Here is a 21,573-nt window from a genome sequence, read left to right on the forward strand (position 1 = left end):
ATCGTATCAAAGCTCCTTGATTTATCCTTTAACTACTTGATTTATCTATTCTACACTCTCTCATTTACCTTGACACATTACTATGTAAAAGTTACAATGGTCTTTGTGTAAAATAAACGCAGCAGTTGTATGGTTTTATTGCTTCATTTTGTTCCTCCAGAAGTGGATGGTGTAACACGTAACCCTTTGGCTGCATGGGCGAAGTTGCATGAAAATAAAATGTCAATAATTCTGGATACATCTGGTTTTTATTTTACAACAAAATAAAACCAATTAAAGGAGGAGACTCTCTATGTCTCGTTATACAGGTCCATCATGGAAACTGTCTCGTCGCCTTGGTATTTCACTAAGCGGCACAGGTAAAGAAATCGAAAAACGCCCTTACGCACCAGGACAACACGGTCCTAACCAACGTAAAAAATTATCAGAATACGGTTTACAATTACAAGAAAAACAAAAACTTCGTCATATGTATGGTATGAACGAACGTCAATTCCGTACTCTATTTGACAAAGCTGGTAAAATGCAAGGTATCCACGGTGAAAACTTCATGATCCTTCTTGAAACTCGCCTTGATAACTTAGTTTACCGTTTAGGTCTTTCACGCACTCGTCGTGGATCTCGTCAATTAGTAAACCACGGCCACATTTTGGTTGATGGTAAACGCGTTGATATCCCTTCATTCCGCGTAAAACCAGGTCAAGTGATTTCTCTTCGTGAAAAATCTCAAAACCTTGATGTTGTTAATGAAGCAATCGAAGTAAACAACTTCGTACCAGAATACCTATCATTCGATGCAGATAAAAAAGAAGGTACTTTTGTACGTCTTCCAGAACGCAGCGAATTATCAGCTGAAATCAACGAAGCTTATATCGTAGAGTACTACTCTCGTTAATCTTTGTTCTTTCCAAAACCTTGTACTCGTTATTTCAACGGGTACAAGGTTTTTTTATTATATATTCTCCACTAACTAAAAATTAATTTTTTTCAAACTACTTATAAAAAAAGTATATAAAAGAGGCTAATGAACATCCAAAGAATTATTTGGATGTTCATTTAGCCTCAAATGGATAAGAACTAGATTATTTACTAATCACTGCTCTACATTTACCCCATAATTGAGAACGTTAAAATAATAACAATAATAAGTAAAATGACAAAAACAACGAAGCCTGGAATGAAAATCGTGAAAAATGCACGCCAATTTGAAAAACGATGCGTCTCTGCAATTACCGCCACGTTAATAACAAAAGACCAAATAGTGACACAAAGCGAGACTAGACTCGAAATTAGCGTTACTAAAAGGTTCTTCACTTCAAGATAATCGCTATCCATCCGAAAGAATGTTTCTGGAGAAAATGCCATCCATAATAATAAAATGGGTGCTAACCAAATATGAGGAATCGAGGATAACCCCATTACTTTGAACATCTCTTTGTAAGTTGCCTTTCCTTTAAACAATTTCCCTATTAGTAAGAATACCCCTGCCCCAATAGCAGATGAAAACAATCCAATAAATGGTCCACCAATTAAACAAATCAATAATATACCCCAAGTTGGAATATCTAAAGATTCCGCATCCATTGCACTGAAAAGTACACCAGCCATTCCTCCGAGCAATATGAATATGATAGCGTAACCTAATCCTTTATGATCAAGTATATATCTGGCCGTTTTTTTAGGATGTAACCAAATAGAGAAAAATGGATGTAACATCTCTTGCTGCTTTGTTTCTTGTAATTCATTCATTTATAATTCTCCCCTTCTAGTATTCTGTTAAAATCATACCAAAGATAATATAGGTATATTCTCCCTAAAAATTCATTTATGGTAAATATGAGAAATGCAACATAAGGATGACTTTGCGAGTCTTTCAACTTCTTTCTCAATACTCCTTAAAGAGCGAAATTCAGTTTAACGATTCTGATTCCACTCAAGAATCATATCGTCCAATAAAGTATCTTCAAACCCCAATATTTTTCCATATAAAAAGAGTATGCGAAATGCATACTCTTTTATACGATTCTTATGACTGTAATTTATTCAACTTCGCCAGCCCAAGCCAACATGCCACCATCCATATTAGCTACATTAAAGCCTTGATTTTCTAAAAACATTGTTGCGTTGCCACTCCGACCACCTGAACGACAAACCATTATGTACTCTTTTGATTTATCTAACTCATTCATACGAAATTCGATTAAACCTAAAGGGATATTGATGGCTGTTGGAATTATACCTGCAGCTACTTCATCCACTTCACGAACATCAATCAAATTCAATTCTTTACCCGATTCTAATAGTTGTTGTACTTCTTCTACTGAAATTGATTTCATTTTATTATCTCCTTTACCCCTCTGGGTATATATAATATTGAAAATAAGGAAGAGACGATTATCGGCTCTTCACTAATAGATCTACAGCTTCTTTAATTAATGTTTCTTTATCTTTCCCTTTAAGCTCATTTTCATCTTCCATGCAACGCACTAAATTAGTACTTACAATAAGCCCAATCGCGCGATCAATTGCTGAGCGAGAGGCAGATAACTGTGTGATGACATCTTTACATTCTTTTTCTTCTTCAATCATACGAATAACACCTTTTAACTGGCCTTCTATTCGTTTCAAACGATTCTTAATTTGATCATTATACTCCATATTATCGTCACCTCAATTCAAGCATATCGTGTAACAGTATTAGATATTATACCCCTAATGGTATTGTGTCAAGTAAAGATGTTACAAAACAAATTAGTTGAAAACTCATACCCTCCATAGTATATTAAAAATACCTACAGGGGTATATAGGATGAACTTTCAAAAGGAGGCAATAACGACATGACATTGGATGTGACCATTTATTCAGCCGCAAATTGTGGTTACTGCGTATTAATGAAAAATTTTCTAAACGAACAAAACATTCTCTATAAAGAAGTAAATATTCAAGAAAAACCTGAAATTGTGCAAGAGCTAATGGCTGCAACTGGTCGCCTCGGCGTACCCCAAACAAATATTAATGGTAATTGGATACTTGGTTATGACCCGAATTCTGCTATGAAAATTATCCAGCAACTAACAACTACTAATAGAAACGGAGAATTACAATAATGGAATGGATTATCCTACTACTTGCAATCGCTGTTTTTATGTACTTACGCACCAAAACAACAAAAGGTGTAAAAAATATTTCTACAAATGATTTAAAAAACATGCTAGATGACAAATCAAAGCAACTTATCGATGTCCGTACACCTGGTGAATATAAAACCCATCATATTGTACAATTTCAAAATATCCCATTAGATCAACTACCTAGCAAAGTAAACAAGCTTGATGCCAACAGGGAAATCATCGTTATCTGCCAAAGTGGTATGCGAAGCGCTCGTGCTGCTAGTATTCTTTCAAAAGCAGGCTTCACTTCTGTTTATAATGTTAAAGGTGGCATGAATCGCTGGTCATAATCTAATCTCATTTTCAGCTATAGCCAAAAATAGCCATTCGTTATGTTATAATTACACTTAACGAATGGCTATTTTTTATTTAAAAGGAGGTCTTTATAAATGAAAATCATATCAATTTGCCCTAGTAATACTGAGCTACTCACCTACTTACAACTTGAGCATCAGTTAATTGCTATCGATGACTTTTCTGATTGGCCCTCTTCTATTCAGCATTTACCACGTCTTGGTCCAGATCTTTCTATTAATATGGATTTGCTTGAAAGCATGGAGCCCGAGCTCGTCATTGCTTCACTTAGCGTTCCTGGGATGGAGAAGAATATTGAGGAACTCGAGCGTCGTAAAATTCCACATCTCGTACTAAATCCTAATAGTCTGCAAGAAATTGCTGACGATTTACGTATACTAGGTAAAGCATGTGGCGTACTCGAACATGCTGAGGTAAGAGCTGCTGAATTTGAGAGCTTTATTGCTACTATGAAGAAAATCGGCGAAAGTTGTGAAATCAAACCTTCATTATATTGGGAATGGTGGCCAAACCCTATTTTCACACCAGGTGGTATTAACTGGCTGACTGAAGTAAGCGAAATTGCGGGTGGTGTAAACCTCTTTGCTGATGTTGAATTAGCAAGTGTACAGACCGATTGGAATGATGTATTAAAACGAAATCCTGATTATGCGTTTTTAGCATGGGTAGGTGTTCAACACCACCGGATTAAACCTGGGCACCTTCTGAAAAGACCTGGTGCATCAGAAATGTCTGCTATCAAATTAGATCGCCTTCATGTAATGGAGGAATGGCTCTATTGCCGTCCTTCGCCTAGGTTACTAGAAGGTGCTTTGAAATTAGCAACCTTAATACATCCCAAAGAGTATGAAAATCTCACGTTACCTGAATGGATAATTGAAAAATAAGTTGAATTTAATAATAGTAGAAGACTTCTCACATTAAGTGGGAAGTCTTTTTTTATTTCAATATTTTACGATTAAATAGGGTTATTTTCTTACAAAAGAGCCTATTCTATGTATAGATAAGTTTTCTTTAATAATCATAATATCTATTAGTTCTATACTTATTTGCATAAGTCCCAAAAAGACTACTGCTCATTTTAAAGTGAGCAGTAGCCTTAATGGACAAATAACTAATAGATTAGACCTACAGGATGTGGGTCACGTAACCTTTGCGGTAGGACGCCGCGTACTTAGGTTACGTTCCTTAAGTAGCATATCCTGCTTCAGGCGCTAGCTGCTCGAGGTCGTTTCCGTTCCCTCGGTCAAAAGCTGTAGAGATGCTTTTGATTCGAGAACTACAACGCTTGTCGCAGCTGAACGAGCGCCTTCAGCTTTTAGTCTGTATATCCTGCTTCAGCGGCCAATCCCTCGAGGTCACTTCCGCTCTCTCGGACAAAAGCTGAAATGATGCTTTTGTCCGAGAGCTACAGTGCTTGTCAGGATTGAACGGGTCGCTTCAGCATTTAGTTGAATTTCACCATGTGGTATTTCTTTTTGCCTCTTCTTACGATTGCGAACGCATCTTCTAGGCGGTCTTTGGCGTCTACAGTGTATGCTAAATCTGTGATTTTTTCGCCATTGATTGAGATAGCTCCGTTTGTAACGTCTTCGCGGGCTTGACGTTTTGAAGATGAAATTTTAGCTTCGACAATTAGGTCGACGATGTTGTGATCTTCTTTTGCGATTTCAACAGAAGGTACGCCACTAAATGCTACTTTCATTTCTTCTACTGAAAGTGCTTTTAAATCACCTGAGAATAATGCTTCTGTAATACGAATTGCTTGTTCTAAGCCTTCTGCACCATGAATTAATTTTGTCATTTCAGCGGCTAATGCTTTTTGTGCTTTACGTAGATGTGGCTCAGTTTCTACAGCAGTTTCTAATGCTTCGATTTCTTCACGAGATAGGAATGTGAAGATTTTCAAGTATTTCACGACATCAGAGTCAGCTGCATTGATCCAGAATTGGTAGAACTCGTATGGCGATGTTTTTTCAGCATCTAACCATACTGCTCCGCCTGCTGTTTTACCGAATTTTGTACCATCCGCTTTTGTTACAAGTGGAATTGTGATACCAAATGCTTTTGTTTCTTCTTCATGTGTTTTACGAATCACTTCTAAGCCAGTTGTAATATTTCCCCACTGGTCAGAACCACCTACTTGAATACGGCAGTTGAAGTTGTCGTATAAATGGTTAAAGTCAATACCTTGAATAATTGTGTAAGCAAATTCAGTAAATGACAGACCAGTATCTAGGCGAGATGAAATTGTATCTTTACCTAGCATGTAATTTACATTGATTAATTTACCGTAGTCACGTAGGAATTCAATTGTATTCATTGAACCAATCCAGTCGCGGTTGTTTGCAAGTTTTGCACCGTTTTCTGAATTGAAATCGAAAATACGCTCTAATTGTTTTTTAATTCCTTGAACGTTTTTCTCAACTTGTTCAACTGTTTGTAATTGGCGCTCTTCAGAACGACCTGATGGATCACCAATCATACCAGTAGCGCCACCGATTAATAGAATTGGTTGGTGACCTGCCATTTGGAATCTTCTTAAAGTAAGCAGTGGCACGATATGTCCGATATGCATGCTATCTGCAGTTGGGTCAACGCCACAATACAAAGAAACAGATTCCTCATTTAATAATTTTTCCATACCTTCAGCATCTGTTTGTTGGTACAGTAGGCCACGCCACTGTAAATCTTCCAATAATAGATTTGTCATATTCCTTACCTCCTAATATAAATAAAAAAAGTCCCTGCATATAAATATGCAGGGACGTTAATCATAATTTAACGCGGTACCACCCAGCTTGAAGAAAAAATGATTCTTCCGGCTCATACGTCTTAACGCGACGCTTACGTTCTCGCTCCAAATGTGTAATTCGTGTCCATATTATGACTAGCTTTCACCAACCGCTAGCTCTCTATACAGGGAATATGTTCACTACTGCGCACTTTTCAACGCTTGAAAAACTATTAATGACTATTGTACTTCATTTAGATTCATTGTCAATAAATATTATTAGTCATAAATCAATTATGGTATAATTAACGAGATTTTAGGAGGTCGATTTAGTGATAGAACAATTTAAAAAATGGGTTGAAAAAATAGACAATCGTATTCAAGAAATGACTTCTATGAGATGGATGAAAACACTACGCATAACATCAAGCGTAATCTGGAATTTATGTTTATTATTTATCACATTAGCAGTTATAGGTTTTGTATTTGTAGGGTCTATTGGCGCCGGATATTTTGCTTCCCTCGTAAAAGAAGAGCCTCTGCGAGCAAAAGCTGAAATGCGTAGCGACATTTTAACTTATGATGAAACGAGTGATCTCTACTTCGCAGGTGGAAAATATTTAGGTAAAATGCGTTCGGACTTAGAACGACGTGAAACTACTCTAGATAAGGTCTCGCCTAATGTAATTAATGCCGTACTAGCTACAGAGGATGAATACTTTTATGAGCATAACGGTATTGTGCCAAAAGCAGTATTCCGTGGATTGTTACAAGATGTAACGAACTCCTCGACTCAAACAGGCGGTTCCACATTAACGCAGCAATTAATTAAAAATCAAATTTTAACAAATGAAGTTTCTTACGAGCGTAAAGCGAAAGAATTATTACTAGCAATACGACTTGAGAATTTCATGGACAAAGACGAAATTTTAGAAGCTTATTTAAATATTATTCCTTATGGTAGAAATGCATCTGGTCGTAATATTGCCGGAATCGAAACAGCAGCTGAAGGTATATTCAATAAAAAAGCAAATGAACTTAACCTTGCTCAGGCTGCCTATATCGCAGGTATTCCACAATCACCTTATGCATATACACCATTTACACAGCAAGGAAAGCTTAAAGATAAAGATTCATTAGCACTTGGTATTAACCGTATGAAAACAGTTTTATATCGTATGCATGAAACAGGCTATATTACAGACAAGCAGTATAAAAAAGCACTGAAATACAATGTTAAAAAAGATTTCCGTAAGCCGGAACTTCGTCCAGAAGAAAAATATCCATATGTAACATATGAAATTGAAAACCGTGCGAAAGATATAATGGCTACTATTTTAGCAAAAAAAGATGGATTAGATCCAAAACGATTAAAAAATGAAAAGAAATTAAAAGAAAAATATACAATCTTAGCAGATCGTGAATTGCGATCAAAAGGTTACAAGATTTACTCTACAATCGATAAGAAAATGTATGACAATATGCAAAATGTAAAAGACAACTTTGCCTATTACGGTGCTACATTTAAAAAGACCGTTACAGATTCAGAGACTGGAAAAAGTAAACAAGTTGATGTACCTGTACAAGTTGGTAGTGTCGTCATGGAAAACAAAACAGGTAAAATTTTAAGCTTTATCGGTGGCCGTGACTTTAAATTGATAGAGTTAAACCACGCGACACAAGCAAAACGTTCAAATGGTTCTACTATGAAACCACTGTTAGTATACGCACCAGCAATTGAATACGGCTTAATTGGTGCAGGTAGTCCAGTAGTCGATGTGAAATTTAGCATCCCTGGATGGTCTCCGCAAAACTATACTGCAAGTGATAACCGGGGTATTATTTCGGCACGTGAAGCATTAAAAGATTCGCAAAACTTACCAGCCATTCGACTATATAGCCAAATCATGAATCGTAGACCAGCTGATTTACTTGCCAAAAATGGCTTCTCAAATTTAGATGCAGATGATTATACAAACTACGCAACTTCAATCGGTGCACTTAAATACGGTGTAACAGTTGAAGAAAATACAAATGCATTTGCGACTTTCGCAAATGGCGGTAAATTCGTAGATGGATATATGATTTCGAAAATTGTTGATTCAGACGGTAAAACTGTATATAAACACAAATCTAAAGCGAAACAAGTATACAGTCCACAAACTTCATATATCATTACGGATATGATGCGTGATGTATTGAAACAAGGAACTGGAACTACAGCAAATGCTGGACTGAAATTTAGTGCAGACTTCGCAGCTAAAACAGGTACATCTCAAGATTATAATGACGTTTGGTTGGTTGGGTACAATCCAGACATTTCACTAGGTGTATGGATGGGTTACGATACACCACAGACACTTTATCAATACAATGAAACTTACTTACAACCAAGTACTCGTATAAATATGTTATGGGCTAAACTGATGAACTCTGTTTATGATTCTAATCCAAAATTAGCTACAGCATCTGGCAAACGCTTCTCTGCTCCTGCTGGTGTAGTTAGTCAGACATTCTGTGGTTTGTCTGGACGAGCATTATCATCTGCATGTTCAAAAGCAGGGTTCTCACGTACCGATTTATTTAACTCTCAAGTGATGCTACCTACTAGTCCTGATGATAGCTTCAACTCAAGTGGCGGCTTAAATCCCGACTTTATCTCTCGTATGTTAGGAACATTTGGTGGGGATTCTGCAAGCCTTCTATCTCCAAAAGAGAAAGAAAAATTAGATGCTGCAAACAAACCTGATGATGAGAAAGCCAAAGATAAGGATAAAGAGAAAAATAAAGAGAAAGACAAACAGCAAAATAACAATTCTTCAAATTCAAATGGAAATACTGACAAGGACAAAGATAAGAACCAGCAACCAAATAAAGATAATAATAAACCGACAACAGATAAAGATAATACAACAGAACAAGATAAAGACAAAGACAAGGACCCAAGTAAGGATAAGGATAAAGACAAAGATACTAGTACTGAAAACAATGGTGGCTAGTAACAACAATTAATCCTTCTCAAGGAGCATTCTACACACTCGTAGAATGCTCTTTTCTTATACATCTAAACCTCCTTAATTCCATCGTTTATCAGCCCATAAACTTTCGACACTAGACATATAATTTTCTCATTTATGTGATTATTCTCTTTTTCATTCATGTATAATTGAAATACAATATCTTAGCAAGGTGGTGAAATAATGGAATTTATTAAAACTTATTACGGCGTTAATATGGAAACTAAATCAGGTCAAATTGTTGTTGAAGGTCCTATCCCACCCGAGCAATTAGAAAAACTAAAATTCCATGAGGATTTAACAGCTTTTCGGGTTGCTAAACAACAATTTAAAGCGCTAATTGGAATAGCCAAATTACCTGAAGGACGTATTATTATTGCACGTAATGAGGATACCATCGTCGGTTATGCAACCTTTTTATACCCTGATCCATTAGAACGTTGGTCAGAAGGGAAAATGGAAAATTTAATTGAGCTTGGAGCAATCGAAGTCATACCAGAATTTCGTGGAGCAGGTGTAGGTAAACAAATACTTCGCGTATCTATGATGGATGATGCGATGGAGGACTATATCGTTATTACAACCGAATATTATTGGCACTGGGATTTAAAAAGAACCGGACTAAATGTTTGGGAATATCGTAAAATCATGGAGAAAATGATGAACGCGGGAGGTCTGGAGAATTTTGCTACAGATGAACCTGAAATCTCTTCACACCCTGCCAATTGCCTCATGGCACGTATTGGTAGTAGAGTTGATAGTGAATCAATTCAAAGGTTTGATCAGCTACGTTTTAAAAGCCGTTTCATGTACTAAACAACTAAACAAAGGGGATTTTGTCTATGATTGTTGAAGAAATCATGAATACAACTGTGTTCTCCTTAAAACCATCCAACACAATTAAGGAGGCTGTTCAGTTACTTAAAAAAGAGCAGATTCGTCATTTACCTATTACAAATGAAGCGAATGAAGTTATTGGCCTAGTAACAGAAAGGGATATAAAAAACGCCCTTCCATCTTCCCTGCTCAAAATACCAGACGAAGGTATCTATGACCAACCACTAGAAAATATTATGACGAAGAATATAATCGTAGGTCATCCACTTGATTTCGTCGAAGAGATCGCCATAATTTTTTATGAACATCGCATTGGTTGTTTACCAATCATCAGCGGTGGTAAATTAGTAGGAATCGTAACAGGAACAGACTTACTGTATAACTATATTGAGTTAACTGGTGCAAATAAACCAAGCTCTCATATTGAAATTCGTGTTCCAGATATCGTCGGCATATTATTTGAGGTAACAAAAGTATTCCATAAGCATCACGCGAGTGTATTAAGTGTCTTAGTATATCCAGATAAAGAGTTTGATGAGATGAAAATACTATCTATACGAGTAAAAATCATGAATCCTCTTTCCATCATTGAGGATTTACGAAAAGAAGGGTTTGATGTGCTATGGCCAAATATGCCGGGCATGAAACTGTAGACAAGAACGCCGTATTCATCTACTCAGATAACCAACTTGGATATAAATTTTCAGACACTCATCCTTTTAACCAAAAAAGACTAACTTTAACAGTCGATTTACTAAATGAGCTTGGTGCCTTAAATAAAGTAGATATTGTTGAACCACGTATCGCAACAGATGAAGAAATTCTTCTCGGTCACGATTCAAAGTATATGGATATTGTAAAAAAAGCTGGCCGCGGTGAAATAACAAATGAACAGGGTGAGCAGTATGGTATCGGTACAGAGGATACTCCCATCTTTCCATTTATGCATGAAGCGAGTGCTCATATCGTTGGTGGCACCCTAACCGCATGCGATTACGTGATGCAAGGAAAAGCTAAGCATGCTGCTAATTTAGGCGGTGGACTTCATCATGGCTTTAAAGGTCGAGCTTCGGGATTTTGTATCTATAATGACAGCACTGTAGCCATCAAGTATATGCAACAAAAATACAATGCAAGAGTACTCTATATCGATACAGACGCACATCATGGTGATGGTGTTCAATGGAGCTTCTACGACGATCCAGATGTGTGTACTATTTCCATTCACGAAACAGGTCGTTATCTTTTCCCTGGCACTGGGAATGTTACAGAAAGAGGAACTGGTAAGGGTCATGGTACTTCTTTCAATTTACCAATTGATGCTTTCACAGAAGATGAGTCATTTTTGGATATCTATGAAACAGCCTTTAGAGAAATAGTCGAGCATTTTAAACCCGATGTGATTTTGACACAAAATGGTGCAGATGCACATTATTTTGATCCTTTAACTCATCTATATGGTTCGATGAAGATTTATAAAGAAATTCCACGGATCGCTCATGAGCTAGCACATGAATATTGTGACGGCCGTTGGATTGCTGTCGGTGGAGGCGGCTATGATATTTGGCGAGTAGTCCCAAGGGCATGGTCACTTATTTGGACAGAAATGACTGATCAAAAAGCTCCTGATGGGCCACTCCCGTCTGCTTGGTTAGAAAAGTGGCAACCCGAATCTCCAGTAACCCTAATCCCTACTTGGATGGATCCAATTAATATGTATAATGAAGTTCCAAGAAAAGTAGAAATCACAGAAAAAAATCATCAAATTTTAGAAAAAGCATTGTACATGATTCGCTCTATCCAAAGCTAAACGTACATAAAAAGGATCGCTCCTACCGTCTTTCACACGATGTTAGAGCAATCCTTTTTTATTGAAGTATTTATTTTACTGAATCTCGTTCTTCAATACGGTGTGGAAGTATAACAATTCCATCTTCCACTGTTTCTTTGTTCATAAATTTAGTTAATAGGCGCATTGAAACCGCACCTATATCATACAGCGGTAAGACAACACTTGTTAATTGAGGACGTACCATTCGTGCTAGCTTCGAGTTTTCAAAACTAATTACTTCAATATCGTCCGGTACTTTCTTACCTGCATCTTGTGCACCATGGATAATTCCAATGGCTAGCTCGTCACTACCAGCAAAGAAAGCTGTTGGCGCATTTTCAAGCTTGCTTAGCTCTGACCAATCTTCGATACCACTATCATAAGAGTCTTCATTGGCAATAACAAGATTGTCATCCAATTCAATACCAGCTTCTTCTAATGCTCTCTTGTAGCCAGCAAATTTATATTCACGGTTAATCGTAGAAGTGAATGGTCCTGAGACGAAAGCAATTCGTTTATGGCCATTATCTATTAGTCGGTTAACGGCTTCATAAGCCGCTTGTAAATAATCAATATTTACAGATGGTATTTCTTGTGTTTGGTCAATTGAACCTGCCAAAACGATTGGTACAGGGGAATGCCCCATTTTATCTAATAGCTCTTCTGTGACTTGCTCGCTCATTAAAACAATTCCATCAACTTGCTTACCATACATATTATCTAATAACTGAATTTCCTTCTCTTCACGTTGATCGGAATTTGATAAAATAATATTATAGCGATACATTGTCGCGATATCTTCAATACCTCTCGCAAGTTCAGCATAGAAAATATTGGATATATCCGGAATGATAACGCCTACTGTCGTTGTTTTTTTACTTGCTAAGCCACGAGCAACCGCATTTGGTCTATATTCTAAGCGTTCAATTACATCAAGAACTTTTTTTCTAGTTGACGGCTTAACGTTTGGGTTGCCGTTGACGACACGTGAAACTGTCGCCATAGAAACATTCGCCTCACGTGCAACATCATAAATTGTAACGGTCACTTGATGACCTCCTTTTCTTTTCTTCTTTTTATGATACGACAATTAGCAAAGATTTTTCAACAAAAGAAAGGTGACGATTCTAGTAATTCGAATCGTCACCCCCTATTATGCGTGTATTTCGTAAGATTTCATGAACTTTTGTAGTGTTTCGTAGAATTCATCGAATTGTGGAATGCTCATTTGTTGTTGAGCATCCGATAATGCTACTGCTGGATCTGGATGAACTTCTGCCATAACACCATCTGCTCCAATAGCAATAGCTGCTTTAGCACATGGTAATAGTAAATCACGACGACCAGTTGAGTGCGTTACATCTACAAATACTGGTAAATGTGTTTCTTGTTTTAAAATTGGAACAGCTGAAATATCTAATGTGTTACGTGTCGCTTTTTCATATGTGCGAATACCACGTTCACAAAGAATAATTTGATCATTACCTTTTGAGATAATGTATTCTGCTGCATTGATGAATTCATCAATTGTTGCTGCTAAACCGCGTTTTAAAAGTACAGGTTTATTTGTCGCTCCTGCTGCTTTTAATAATTCGAAGTTTTGCATATTACGTGCACCGATTTGGATAACATCGATATGATCTAATGCTTCATCCAAATGTGATGGTGTAACAATTTCAGAAACTACAGCTAAACCGAATTCTTTTGAAATTTGTTTTAAAATTTTCAAACCTTCAAGACCAAGACCTTGGAAGTCATATGGAGATGTACGCGGTTTGTAAGCTCCACCACGAATCATTTTCAAACCTTTTGATTGAATCGACGCAGCAACTGCTGCTACTTGTTCGTATGATTCAACCGCACATGGACCAAATACGAATGTTGGTTCTCCAGATCCAATTGCTTCTCCGTTAATATTCACAATTGTATCTTCTGGTTTACGTTTACGAGATACTAATAATTCTTTTTTATGATCTGTTTCTTGTAATTTTAATGCTGATTTAAAGATTTCTTTGAAAATATGTTCAATCGTACCCTGACTAAGTGGACCTTCATGATTTTCTTTCAAAAGGTTCAACATATGTCGCTCACGAAGAGGATCATAACGATTAACACCTTGTTTTTCTTTAATCTTTCCAATTTCTTGTACGACTTCTGCACGTTCGTTAATTAAACTTAAAATTTCAAGGTTTAATGCGTCTACGCGGTCACGTAAGGGATCTAAATTTTGATGACTCATTGCGTTTCTCCTCACTTCCTCGTATCAGGTACTTTCAGTAGACTGAAAACTGTGATACATTTTTAGATAATAAGACTATTATAATCAATGTTTTTGAAAAAGTCACGCAATATTTCTTTAACGCTTCAACGCGGCGAAGTATATTGCTTTAAATGCACATGAAAGGACGTGGCAAAATACGATGTCTAAGCTATTTGCATTAGATATAGGTACACGCTCTGTAGTTGGAATAATTATAGAAGAACAAGGTGAAAATTTCCACGTTGTCGACTTAATGGTTGAAGAACACAAGGAACGTGCCATGGTAGATGGTCAAATACATAATGTATTACATGTAGCTACTTTAATAGAGAAAATTAAAACACAACTTGAAGAGAAACACGGCCCTCTTCATAAAGTAAGTGTTGCCGCTGCCGGCCGAGCTTTAAAAACTGAACAAGCTGCTGTCACAATTAATATAAAAAACCGCCTTGCTTTCACTGAGGAAGATATCAGCCGTTTAGAATTAGCTGCTGTTCAACAAGCCCAGCAACAACTATTACAAAATAAAGAAGCAAAAAATAATACTAGTCATTATTATTGTGTTGGCTATTCAGTTTTATACTACCGTTTAGACCAAGAAGAAATTGGCAGTTTAATTGACCAACAAGGCGAGGAAGCTTCAGTTGAAGTAATTGCCACATTCTTACCAAGAGTCGTCGTAGAATCACTGTTAGCGGCTCTTAAACGTGCTAATTTAGAGATGGAAGCATTGACACTTGAACCAATAGCAGCCATCAATGCGTTAATCCCTCCTACAATGCGCCGTTTAAATGTCGCTCTAGTAGATATAGGTGCAGGTACTTCGGATATCGCCATTACAGATAAAAGTACAGTTGTAGCTTATGGAATGGTACCTACAGCTGGTGATGAAATTACAGAGGCATTAAGTGACCATTACTTACTGGACTTCCCTGTTGCTGAAAAGACAAAAAAAGAAATGGCTATCCAAGATGAGATTAATATTCAAGATATATTAGGCTTCGACCAGTTTTATCCTCGCTCTGAAATTATGGAAAAATTACGTCCAGCAGTCGTACAACTCGCTACAGCAATTGGCACTGAAATTTTACGATTAAATAATCAAATTGCCCCAAAAGCTGTTTTACTAGTAGGTGGTGGCAGTTTAACACCGGATTTACCAATGGAACTTTGCAAAGTTTTAGAGTTACCGGAAAATCGGGTAGCAGTTCGAGGAATTGATGCCATTCAACAACTCACAAGGGAGGATCATGTGCCTGCCTCTCCTGAGCTAGTAACACCTATTGGTATTGCCATTGCCGCAAAACGAGCACCGATAAAATATATGACCGTTGAAGTAAATAAACAAATCATTCGTCTTTTTGAATTAAAAGAGATGACCGTGTCAGATGCATTACTTGCAGCCAATGTTTTAGCTACAAAATTATATGGTAAACCAGGTTTAGCTCTTTCAATTAAAGTAAACGATCAGGACATCTTTATACCTGGTGGTCATGGAAGTCCAACTGAAATTTTCGTCAATGGTAATAAAGCAAACACCAAACACCTCATCCAAAATGGTGATATCATCGAGTTAAAAGAAGGCGAAAATGGAGCACCTGCTCAAGCTTCGGTGAAAGATATATTAGATGATGCTGGTGTTAAAAAAGTATACATCCAAGATGTATCATACGAAATACAACCGAAAATCACGGTAAACGGTCATACTGTCACCTCGGATACGCAATTAAAAGATCGTGACACTGTTTCTATTAAAACAGCCGATACCATAAAAGAAATTTTACATTGGACTAACAATCAAGGCCTTATACAAAGATTAACACCTTTTACAATCTATGTTGATAACAAGCCAGTAAATTTACCTGAATTCGCAAGTAGTTTATCGCTTAATAGTCTTCCGACAAAACTAAACTATGCTATGAAAAACAATGATCGATTAACTATCAAAATGACCGAATTGCCGACAGTTGAACTAATCTCTAACCGCCTTAACATACAATTAGAAGACCGCATTGTCGTCACATTCCAAGATGTAACGTTAGAAATGATTAAAACTTGCATGTCTGTTTATATAAATGGAGAAATTGCTCATAAATCAGATGTCATACCAAATGGCGCAAAAATTCAATTTGTCACAAAAGATACTAGTAACTGGATTTATCAAGATGTATTCCGTTTTTCCAATTGGCAATTACCCATAGATTTCAAAGGCTCATTTTCAATATTACGTAATGAAAAACCTTCAAAATTCGATGCAGAAATCTTCGGTGGCGATCAACTTTCTATTACATTAAATAAAATAGAGCAAGAATCTTATAAATAACGAAAAAAAGCTATCTCAAATGTTCTAATAACGAACTTTGAGATAGCTTTTTACTTATTACTACATTATCTGTTTTTTGACGCTTCAGCTTTTGCTTCTTTCGTTACAGACTCGACTACTTCTACTGCTTCTTCAAGAGCCAAACTTACAGCCGTCGGCTCATTAGTTTCTGCTTCATATTCTGCAATCGTTTTTTCCATTGTTTCCATGATATCTATCGGCTCTTCACCTTCAGAAGAAGCCGTTCCATCATCCAATGGCTGAGTTGTTTTAGATTTGATTGATTTTACTTTATCAACTAATTGACCTGATTGTTCTTGTAGCGTTTTAGAAATTTGAGCAGACTTTTCCTTTGCAGTGGAAGAAAGCTCAATACTTTTTACTTTGATTTGGCTCGCTTGTGTTGCTACATCTTCACGCAATTCTTTACCTGTTTTAGGAGCTAAAAATAACGCTGCAGCAGCCCCAACAATACCACCTACAAATGCGCCGATTACAAAATCTTTTACATTTACATTCGATTCGTCATAGAGAGATTCAGTTTTATGTTCATAAGGTTGTGGTAAGTAAGCATTCACTTCTGAACCCTCAATGCCTTGGTTACCATAAACATCATAATTATTTCTCACATCATTGTAATTCGGTTTTTGTTCTGACATACATAGCGCCTCCCAAAATCTTATTTTCTTCTTTTTCGCTTACCATTTTCATCCGGTGTACTCACCGAAACTGTTTCATTGTTTGCTTTACGCTCTTTCATCTTACCACGTATTCCCATAAAAGCGTTACTCCATTGAATAACTTGAGCGATCTGATCACTGTTTTTTGAAACGTTTGAATAAATAGAAGATGTTACTTGTTGTACTGAATTATTCAATCCATTTACTGAATCGCCAAAACCTTTAACAGCTTGTACTACGGTATTCAGTTGTTGAGATTTATCCTGAATATCCTCTGCCAAACTATTTGTTTTTTCTAACAAACTTGTTGTCTCACGTGTAATCCCTTGCATTTGACCTTCAATTCCAGCCATCGTATTCGCTACATTATTTAACGTCGTTTTCAACGAATTTAATGTCATTGTTAAACCAATACATAAAACAAGGAACCCAACAGCCGCAACTAGTGCTGCTATATACAAAATAACTATCATCTTACACCCTCCTTACTATATACATTTAAGTTCCCACAAAATGAATGTATTTAAACATTACATATTACAATACATTCTACAAAACATTGCTAAATCCTGCTAATCATCATCACTATACTACAAAAATAAAGAATTTTCCATTAAAAAAACAGCTCAGCCTCTAAGAGAGGTTAAACTGTTTTTTTATATATTTCCGCTTATATTATGCGTTTTCTGCTAATAAAAGCGCTTCAAATGCTTCTTGGAATTTGTGCACATCTCCTGCACCCATAAACAAGAATACAGAATCTTTATGCTCTATTAAAGAAGAAATATTTTCTAACTTCAACAATTCACTGCCTTCAATTAGATCTACTAAATCTTGTATAGACAGAGCACCTGATTTTTCACGAGCAGAGCTGAAGATATCACAAAGATAAACACTATCTGCTTCACTTAAACTATCCGCAAAATCTTGTAAAAATGCTTGCGTACGTGTAAATGTATGTGGTTGGAAAATAGCTACAACTTCGCGATTCGGGTATTTTTGTCGTGCAGATTGAATCGTCGCTCTAATCTCTGTAGGATGGTGAGCATAATCGTCAATTAATGTACGTGCACCAATTGCTGTCTCAGTAAAACGACGTTTAACACCATCGTAAGTACTTAAACGAGCTTGAATCGTTTCAGCTGGAACTCCTTCATAATGACATAAAGAAATAACGGCAAGCGTATTTAGTACATTATGATCCCCAAACATTGGAATATGGAATTTACTATAGAATTCATTGCGTACGAAAACATCGAAGGTAGAGCCTTCAGTTGTTTTTTCTACATTACGCGCTTCAAAATCATTTTCAGAACCAAAACCGTAAAATACGACTGGTACATTAGCTTGAATTTTTTGTAAGTGTTCATCGTCACCGCAAGCAATAATAGCTTTTTTCACTTGTAATGCCATCGATTGAAACGCATCAAACACATCGTCTATATCTTTATAATAGTCAGGGTGATCAAAATCAATATTCGTCATCACTGCATAATCTGGATGATACGCTAAGAAATGACGGCGGTATTCGCATGCTTCCATTACGAAGTTTTGAGCACCTACTGCCCCGCCACCAGTACCATCACCAATTAAAAACGAAGTCGGCTTGTCTCCTTCTAACACATGAGACATTAAACCTGTTGTTGAAGTTTTACCATGGGCTCCTGTAATAGCGACTGATGTATATTGTTCTAAATATTCCCCTAGGAATGTATGATAACGAATTACTTCTACACCGATTTCACGGGCTTTTACTAACTCTGGGTGCTCGTCCGTAAAAGCATTACCCGCAATTACAATCATTCCTGGTTGAATGTTGTTCTCATCGAAAGGCAAGATAGTGATATTGCGCTCTCTTAAAGGATCCTCTGTAAAAAAGTATGTTTCGATATCGGAACCTTGAACCGTCTCACCTGAATCAAATAGAATTTGTGCAAGTGAACTCATTCCTGATCCTTTAATTCCTGTAAAATGATAAACTGTCATGTTGAAACCTCCCGGGAAAGTTTCCTTACCCTTGATTAATCAAATCTTTAAAACATATTACATTATAGCATGGATTACTACACTTCTAAAATAAACGATAATTCCCACTCTTTCACCTTTATTATTTAGAAGTAATAAGACATTAGTCATAAATAATTTACATTTCATCATATCCGTTATTAAAGAGATTCTCTAAATCTTGTGTTTTTAAGAAGACATCACGTGGTTTTGTGCCTTTTGATTCTGAGATAAATCCTTGAGCTTCCATCATGTCTACTAATCTGGCAGCTCGATTATAACCGATATGGAATTTTCGTTGTAAAGAAGATGTCGAAACTGTACCTTGCTCACAAATATGACGGCATGCCTCTTCAAATAACTCATCTTGTTCCTCAATAGCCTCAGCTTTTCTCAACAATTCTTCTTGTTCAAAAATATATTCCGGTTCACCTAGTGATCGCATATAGTCTGTAACAGCTTCTATTTCTTCATCCGTTACAAATGTACCTTGCACACGAATAGGCCCAGACATTCCATTACCTAAGTACAGCATATCACCACGACCTAATAATCGTTCCGCACCTTGGCTATCTAATATTGTACGTGAATCAATTTGAGATGATACAGAGAATGCAATTCGTGTCGGAATATTAGACTTTATTAGCCCTGTAATAACATCTACAGATGGGCGTTGAGTTGCAAGTACTAAATGAATACCACAAGCTCTTGCTTTTTGAGCAATTCTACAAATAGCCTCTTCCACATCAGTAGGAGCCATCATCATTAAATCCGCTAATTCATCGATGACTATTACTAAATATGGCATTTTCAATGAAAATTTTCGTTCTTCTTCAACCATGGCATTGTATCGAGTAATATCTCGTGCGCCAACATGTGCAAACAACTGATAACGTCTTTCCATTTCCTCTACAGCCCATTTTAAAGCTGCAGTAGCTGCCTTGACATCTGTAATCACCGGACTCACTAAATGAGGAATATGATTAAATGCAGCCAATTCCACCATTTTAGGGTCAATTAATAGCAGCTTTACATCTTGTGGGCTAGCTTTTAATAATAGACTAACCAAAATTGAGTTAATACAAACAGATTTACCAGATCCAGTTGCCCCAGCAATTAATCCATGAGGCATTTTACGAAGATCAAGCGTTACCGGTTTTCCTGTTAAATCTAAACCCAACGCGGCTTCAAGTGGTGAATCTGAATCAATAAATAACTGGTCACCAACAATCTCAGAAATACGCACTGGTCGTGATTTTTGGTTTGGAATTTCAATTCCGATTGAGCTCTTACCTGGAATCGGCGCTTGAATACGTATATCCCTAGCAGCAAGAGCAAGTTTCAAATCATCTGCTAAATTACGTATTTTACTCACCTTGGTACCATGACCAACCGTAATTTCAAATTGCGTTACTGCAGGACCTTGCACAATTTGAACAATCTCTCCTTTTACTTGAAAATAAGAGAGTGCTTCAATTAGTTTCTCACCTTGCATATCCATCCATTCAAAATCCTCTGTCTTTTCCTCTGGTGATTCCAAATATTTTAGAGATTCCTCAAGATTTTCGTTAATGCGTGATGGCATAGGCTCTTCAATTTCTGGTTCGATGACTGGCTCAACTGTTGTCGCCGCAACTTCTTGATTATCAGAAACCTTATAAGATTCTAATATGGGTTCTTGTTCAGGTTTCTCTGTCATAATCGTTCCAATAGGTTGCTCTTTTGCGACCAAAGGAAGTACAGTTTCTTCTACACTCATATTTAATAATTGTTTAGAATTAGCTTCTTTCAGTGCCCATTTCTCTTTATCTGTTTTTAACATGAGCACATTAAAAGGAAGTTTACTTTCTTCTTTTATTATTGACTCTTGGTACTCTTCCTCTTTCGAAGATGGTTCCTTTATCTGCTCTATATTTTCAGTGTACTTTTTAGATGCATCTAAAATTACTTCTTCTGTTCTTGAAAGCTCATCTTCAGGCTCTTCCGCTCTTCGAATAAGCTCTTCGACAATGGCAGGTTTTTCTTCTATAGTAATCTCCTCTATGGAAGTTTGTGCCTGCCCAACTAATTTTACTTCTAGATTTTGTTCTTCAACTTCATCCTGCTCTTTAATTTCAACAGGTATTAGTTGTTGTTGGATTGGCTCTTCCACATAATGAACAATGCCTGGGGAGGAAATTTCCTCACAATCACTACCTTGAACTTCCTCTATTTTTATAACGGATTCAGTTAAGCCCTCTTCATTAGCAACTTGAAGCGACTGTTGTTCCATTACAATTGTTTCAATAATAACTTGAGCTTCTTCTACTTCTGTTTCAACAATAGCTTGGACTTCCTCTACTTCTGTTTCAGCAATAGCTTGGACTTCCTCTACTTCTGTTTCAGCAATAGCTTGGACTTC

At 36.7% G+C, this 21,573-nt stretch carries 20 protein-coding genes and 1 other annotated feature; of the genes, 10 read left to right on the top strand and 10 right to left on the bottom strand.

The window, feature by feature from the left end:
• Positions 1 to 129 precede the first annotated feature (129 nt).
• Both AMD00_RS23500 and rpsD read left to right on the top strand, forming a co-directional pair.
• Complete coding sequence (locus AMD00_RS23500; RefSeq protein WP_169786336.1) at positions 130 to 267, top strand: hypothetical protein; 138 nt, start codon at positions 130 to 132, stop codon at positions 265 to 267.
• Positions 268 to 292: 25 nt separating this feature from the next.
• Positions 293 to 895 carry a 30S ribosomal protein S4 gene (gene rpsD, locus AMD00_RS08815; protein ID WP_053416636.1) on the top strand — a complete coding sequence of 201 codons (603 nt, stop codon included), beginning with the start codon at positions 293 to 295 and terminating at the stop codon, positions 893 to 895.
• A 212-nt stretch (positions 896 to 1,107) separates the two neighbouring features.
• On the opposite strand, the gene AMD00_RS08820 is transcribed toward rpsD, so the two are convergent.
• From AMD00_RS08820 to AMD00_RS08830, 3 genes are all read right to left on the bottom strand, one after another.
• The gene (locus AMD00_RS08820; RefSeq protein ID WP_053416637.1) at positions 1,108 to 1,749 is read right to left on the bottom strand and encodes a Yip1 family protein; all 642 of its coding nucleotides are present in this window, start codon (positions 1,747 to 1,749) and stop codon (positions 1,108 to 1,110) included.
• A gap of 290 nt (positions 1,750 to 2,039) precedes the next feature.
• Positions 2,040 to 2,336, bottom strand: a complete 297-nt coding sequence (locus tag AMD00_RS08825; RefSeq protein ID WP_053416638.1) for a rhodanese-like domain-containing protein — start codon at positions 2,334 to 2,336, stop codon at positions 2,040 to 2,042.
• A 58-nt stretch (positions 2,337 to 2,394) separates the two neighbouring features.
• The gene (locus AMD00_RS08830) at positions 2,395 to 2,658 is read right to left on the bottom strand and encodes a metal-sensitive transcriptional regulator (RefSeq protein WP_053416639.1); all 264 of its coding nucleotides are present in this window, start codon (positions 2,656 to 2,658) and stop codon (positions 2,395 to 2,397) included.
• Positions 2,659 to 2,838: 180 nt separating this feature from the next.
• On the opposite strand from AMD00_RS08830, the gene AMD00_RS08835 reads away from it, so the two are divergent.
• The 3 genes from AMD00_RS08835 (at position 2,839) to AMD00_RS08845 (ending at position 4,373) form a co-directional block, all read left to right on the top strand.
• On the top strand, positions 2,839 to 3,108 hold the full coding sequence (locus AMD00_RS08835; protein WP_053416640.1) for a glutaredoxin family protein: 270 nt from the start codon (positions 2,839 to 2,841) through the stop codon (positions 3,106 to 3,108).
• Positions 3,108 to 3,461 carry a rhodanese-like domain-containing protein gene (locus tag AMD00_RS08840; protein ID WP_053416641.1) on the top strand — a complete coding sequence of 118 codons (354 nt, stop codon included), beginning with the start codon at positions 3,108 to 3,110 and terminating at the stop codon, positions 3,459 to 3,461. Before AMD00_RS08835 ends, AMD00_RS08840 begins: the two co-directional genes overlap by 1 nt.
• A gap of 99 nt (positions 3,462 to 3,560) precedes the next feature.
• A complete protein-coding gene (locus AMD00_RS08845) occupies positions 3,561 to 4,373 on the top strand; it encodes a cobalamin-binding protein (RefSeq protein ID WP_053416642.1) in 813 nt (270 codons plus the stop codon).
• A 560-nt stretch (positions 4,374 to 4,933) separates the two neighbouring features.
• On the opposite strand, the gene tyrS is transcribed toward AMD00_RS08845, so the two are convergent.
• On the bottom strand, positions 4,934 to 6,199 hold the full coding sequence (gene tyrS, locus AMD00_RS08850; protein ID WP_053416643.1) for a tyrosine--tRNA ligase: 1,266 nt from the start codon (positions 6,197 to 6,199) through the stop codon (positions 4,934 to 4,936).
• 47 nt (positions 6,200 to 6,246) lie between these two features.
• Positions 6,247 to 6,448: a binding site (T-box leader), on the bottom strand.
• A gap of 158 nt (positions 6,449 to 6,606) precedes the next feature.
• Between tyrS and AMD00_RS08855 the strand changes: the two genes are divergently transcribed.
• The 4 genes from AMD00_RS08855 (at position 6,607) to AMD00_RS08870 (ending at position 11,884) form a co-directional block, all read left to right on the top strand.
• A complete protein-coding gene (locus AMD00_RS08855) occupies positions 6,607 to 9,219 on the top strand; it encodes a transglycosylase domain-containing protein (RefSeq protein WP_083446196.1) in 2,613 nt (870 codons plus the stop codon).
• A gap of 201 nt (positions 9,220 to 9,420) precedes the next feature.
• Entirely contained in the window at positions 9,421 to 10,053 is a 633-nt protein-coding gene (locus tag AMD00_RS08860) for a GNAT family N-acetyltransferase (protein ID WP_053416645.1), read from the top strand.
• Between the two features lie 26 nt (positions 10,054 to 10,079).
• Positions 10,080 to 10,727: an acetoin utilization AcuB family protein gene (locus AMD00_RS08865; RefSeq protein ID WP_053416646.1), complete on the top strand. Its 648-nt coding sequence runs from the start codon at positions 10,080 to 10,082 to the stop codon at positions 10,725 to 10,727.
• On the top strand, positions 10,697 to 11,884 hold the full coding sequence (locus AMD00_RS08870; protein ID WP_053416647.1) for an acetoin utilization protein AcuC: 1,188 nt from the start codon (positions 10,697 to 10,699) through the stop codon (positions 11,882 to 11,884). Before AMD00_RS08865 ends, AMD00_RS08870 begins: the two co-directional genes overlap by 31 nt.
• Before the next feature lie 70 nt (positions 11,885 to 11,954).
• Here the strand turns inward: AMD00_RS08870 and ccpA are convergent, their stop codons facing one another.
• Together ccpA and AMD00_RS08880 are read right to left on the bottom strand one after the other, a co-directional pair.
• Complete coding sequence (ccpA, locus tag AMD00_RS08875; RefSeq protein ID WP_053416648.1) at positions 11,955 to 12,953, bottom strand: catabolite control protein A; 999 nt, start codon at positions 12,951 to 12,953, stop codon at positions 11,955 to 11,957.
• 105 nt (positions 12,954 to 13,058) lie between these two features.
• Positions 13,059 to 14,144 carry a bifunctional 3-deoxy-7-phosphoheptulonate synthase/chorismate mutase gene (locus AMD00_RS08880; RefSeq protein ID WP_053416649.1) on the bottom strand — a complete coding sequence of 362 codons (1,086 nt, stop codon included), beginning with the start codon at positions 14,142 to 14,144 and terminating at the stop codon, positions 13,059 to 13,061.
• Positions 14,145 to 14,325: 181 nt separating this feature from the next.
• On the opposite strand from AMD00_RS08880, the gene AMD00_RS08885 reads away from it, so the two are divergent.
• Entirely contained in the window at positions 14,326 to 16,488 is a 2,163-nt protein-coding gene (locus tag AMD00_RS08885; protein WP_053416650.1) for a cell division protein FtsA, read from the top strand.
• Positions 16,489 to 16,553: 65 nt separating this feature from the next.
• Here AMD00_RS08885 and AMD00_RS08890 read toward each other — a convergent pair whose 3' ends face one another.
• The 4 genes from AMD00_RS08890 to AMD00_RS23195 all read right to left on the bottom strand — a co-directional run.
• Positions 16,554 to 17,147, bottom strand: coding sequence for a YtxH domain-containing protein (locus AMD00_RS08890; RefSeq protein WP_053416651.1), 594 nt, complete (start codon positions 17,145 to 17,147; stop codon positions 16,554 to 16,556).
• Between the two features lie 20 nt (positions 17,148 to 17,167).
• A complete protein-coding gene (locus AMD00_RS08895; protein ID WP_053416652.1) occupies positions 17,168 to 17,641 on the bottom strand; it encodes a DUF948 domain-containing protein in 474 nt (157 codons plus the stop codon).
• A 202-nt stretch (positions 17,642 to 17,843) separates the two neighbouring features.
• Positions 17,844 to 19,154, bottom strand: a complete 1,311-nt coding sequence (murC, locus tag AMD00_RS08900) for a UDP-N-acetylmuramate--L-alanine ligase (RefSeq protein WP_053416653.1) — start codon at positions 19,152 to 19,154, stop codon at positions 17,844 to 17,846.
• A 157-nt stretch (positions 19,155 to 19,311) separates the two neighbouring features.
• Positions 19,312 to 21,573: DNA translocase FtsK (locus tag AMD00_RS23195; RefSeq protein WP_245639463.1), on the bottom strand; the 2,262-nt coding region annotated here is incomplete at its 5' end.

This window comes from Viridibacillus arvi (assembly GCF_001274945.1).
In the GTDB taxonomy this organism is placed as follows: Bacteria; Bacillota; Bacilli; order Bacillales_A; family Planococcaceae; genus Viridibacillus; species Viridibacillus arvi.

Excerpts from the sequence above, each read along its gene's own strand:
- AMD00_RS23500 (WP_169786336.1), top strand. The coding sequence starts at position 130 with ATGGTTTTATTGCTTCATTTTGTTCCTCCAGAAGTGGATGGTGTAACA.
- rpsD (WP_053416636.1), top strand. The coding sequence starts at position 293 with ATGTCTCGTTATACAGGTCCATCATGGAAACTGTCTCGTCGCCTTGGT.
- AMD00_RS08820 (WP_053416637.1), bottom strand. The coding sequence starts at position 1,749 with ATGAATGAATTACAAGAAACAAAGCAGCAAGAGATGTTACATCCATTT.
- AMD00_RS08825 (WP_053416638.1), bottom strand. The coding sequence starts at position 2,336 with ATGAAATCAATTTCAGTAGAAGAAGTACAACAACTATTAGAATCGGGT.
- AMD00_RS08830 (WP_053416639.1), bottom strand. The coding sequence starts at position 2,658 with ATGGAGTATAATGATCAAATTAAGAATCGTTTGAAACGAATAGAAGGC.
- AMD00_RS08835 (WP_053416640.1), top strand. The coding sequence starts at position 2,839 with ATGACATTGGATGTGACCATTTATTCAGCCGCAAATTGTGGTTACTGC.
- AMD00_RS08840 (WP_053416641.1), top strand. The coding sequence starts at position 3,108 with ATGGAATGGATTATCCTACTACTTGCAATCGCTGTTTTTATGTACTTA.
- AMD00_RS08845 (WP_053416642.1), top strand. The coding sequence starts at position 3,561 with ATGAAAATCATATCAATTTGCCCTAGTAATACTGAGCTACTCACCTAC.
- tyrS (WP_053416643.1), bottom strand. The coding sequence starts at position 6,199 with ATGACAAATCTATTATTGGAAGATTTACAGTGGCGTGGCCTACTGTAC.
- AMD00_RS08855 (WP_083446196.1), top strand. The coding sequence starts at position 6,607 with ATGACTTCTATGAGATGGATGAAAACACTACGCATAACATCAAGCGTA.
- AMD00_RS08860 (WP_053416645.1), top strand. The coding sequence starts at position 9,421 with ATGGAATTTATTAAAACTTATTACGGCGTTAATATGGAAACTAAATCA.
- AMD00_RS08865 (WP_053416646.1), top strand. The coding sequence starts at position 10,080 with ATGATTGTTGAAGAAATCATGAATACAACTGTGTTCTCCTTAAAACCA.
- AMD00_RS08870 (WP_053416647.1), top strand. The coding sequence starts at position 10,697 with ATGGCCAAATATGCCGGGCATGAAACTGTAGACAAGAACGCCGTATTC.
- AMD00_RS08880 (WP_053416649.1), bottom strand. The coding sequence starts at position 14,144 with ATGAGTCATCAAAATTTAGATCCCTTACGTGACCGCGTAGACGCATTA.
- AMD00_RS08885 (WP_053416650.1), top strand. The coding sequence starts at position 14,326 with ATGTCTAAGCTATTTGCATTAGATATAGGTACACGCTCTGTAGTTGGA.
- AMD00_RS08890 (WP_053416651.1), bottom strand. The coding sequence starts at position 17,147 with ATGTCAGAACAAAAACCGAATTACAATGATGTGAGAAATAATTATGAT.
- AMD00_RS08895 (WP_053416652.1), bottom strand. The coding sequence starts at position 17,641 with ATGATAGTTATTTTGTATATAGCAGCACTAGTTGCGGCTGTTGGGTTC.
- murC (WP_053416653.1), bottom strand. The coding sequence starts at position 19,154 with ATGACAGTTTATCATTTTACAGGAATTAAAGGATCAGGAATGAGTTCA.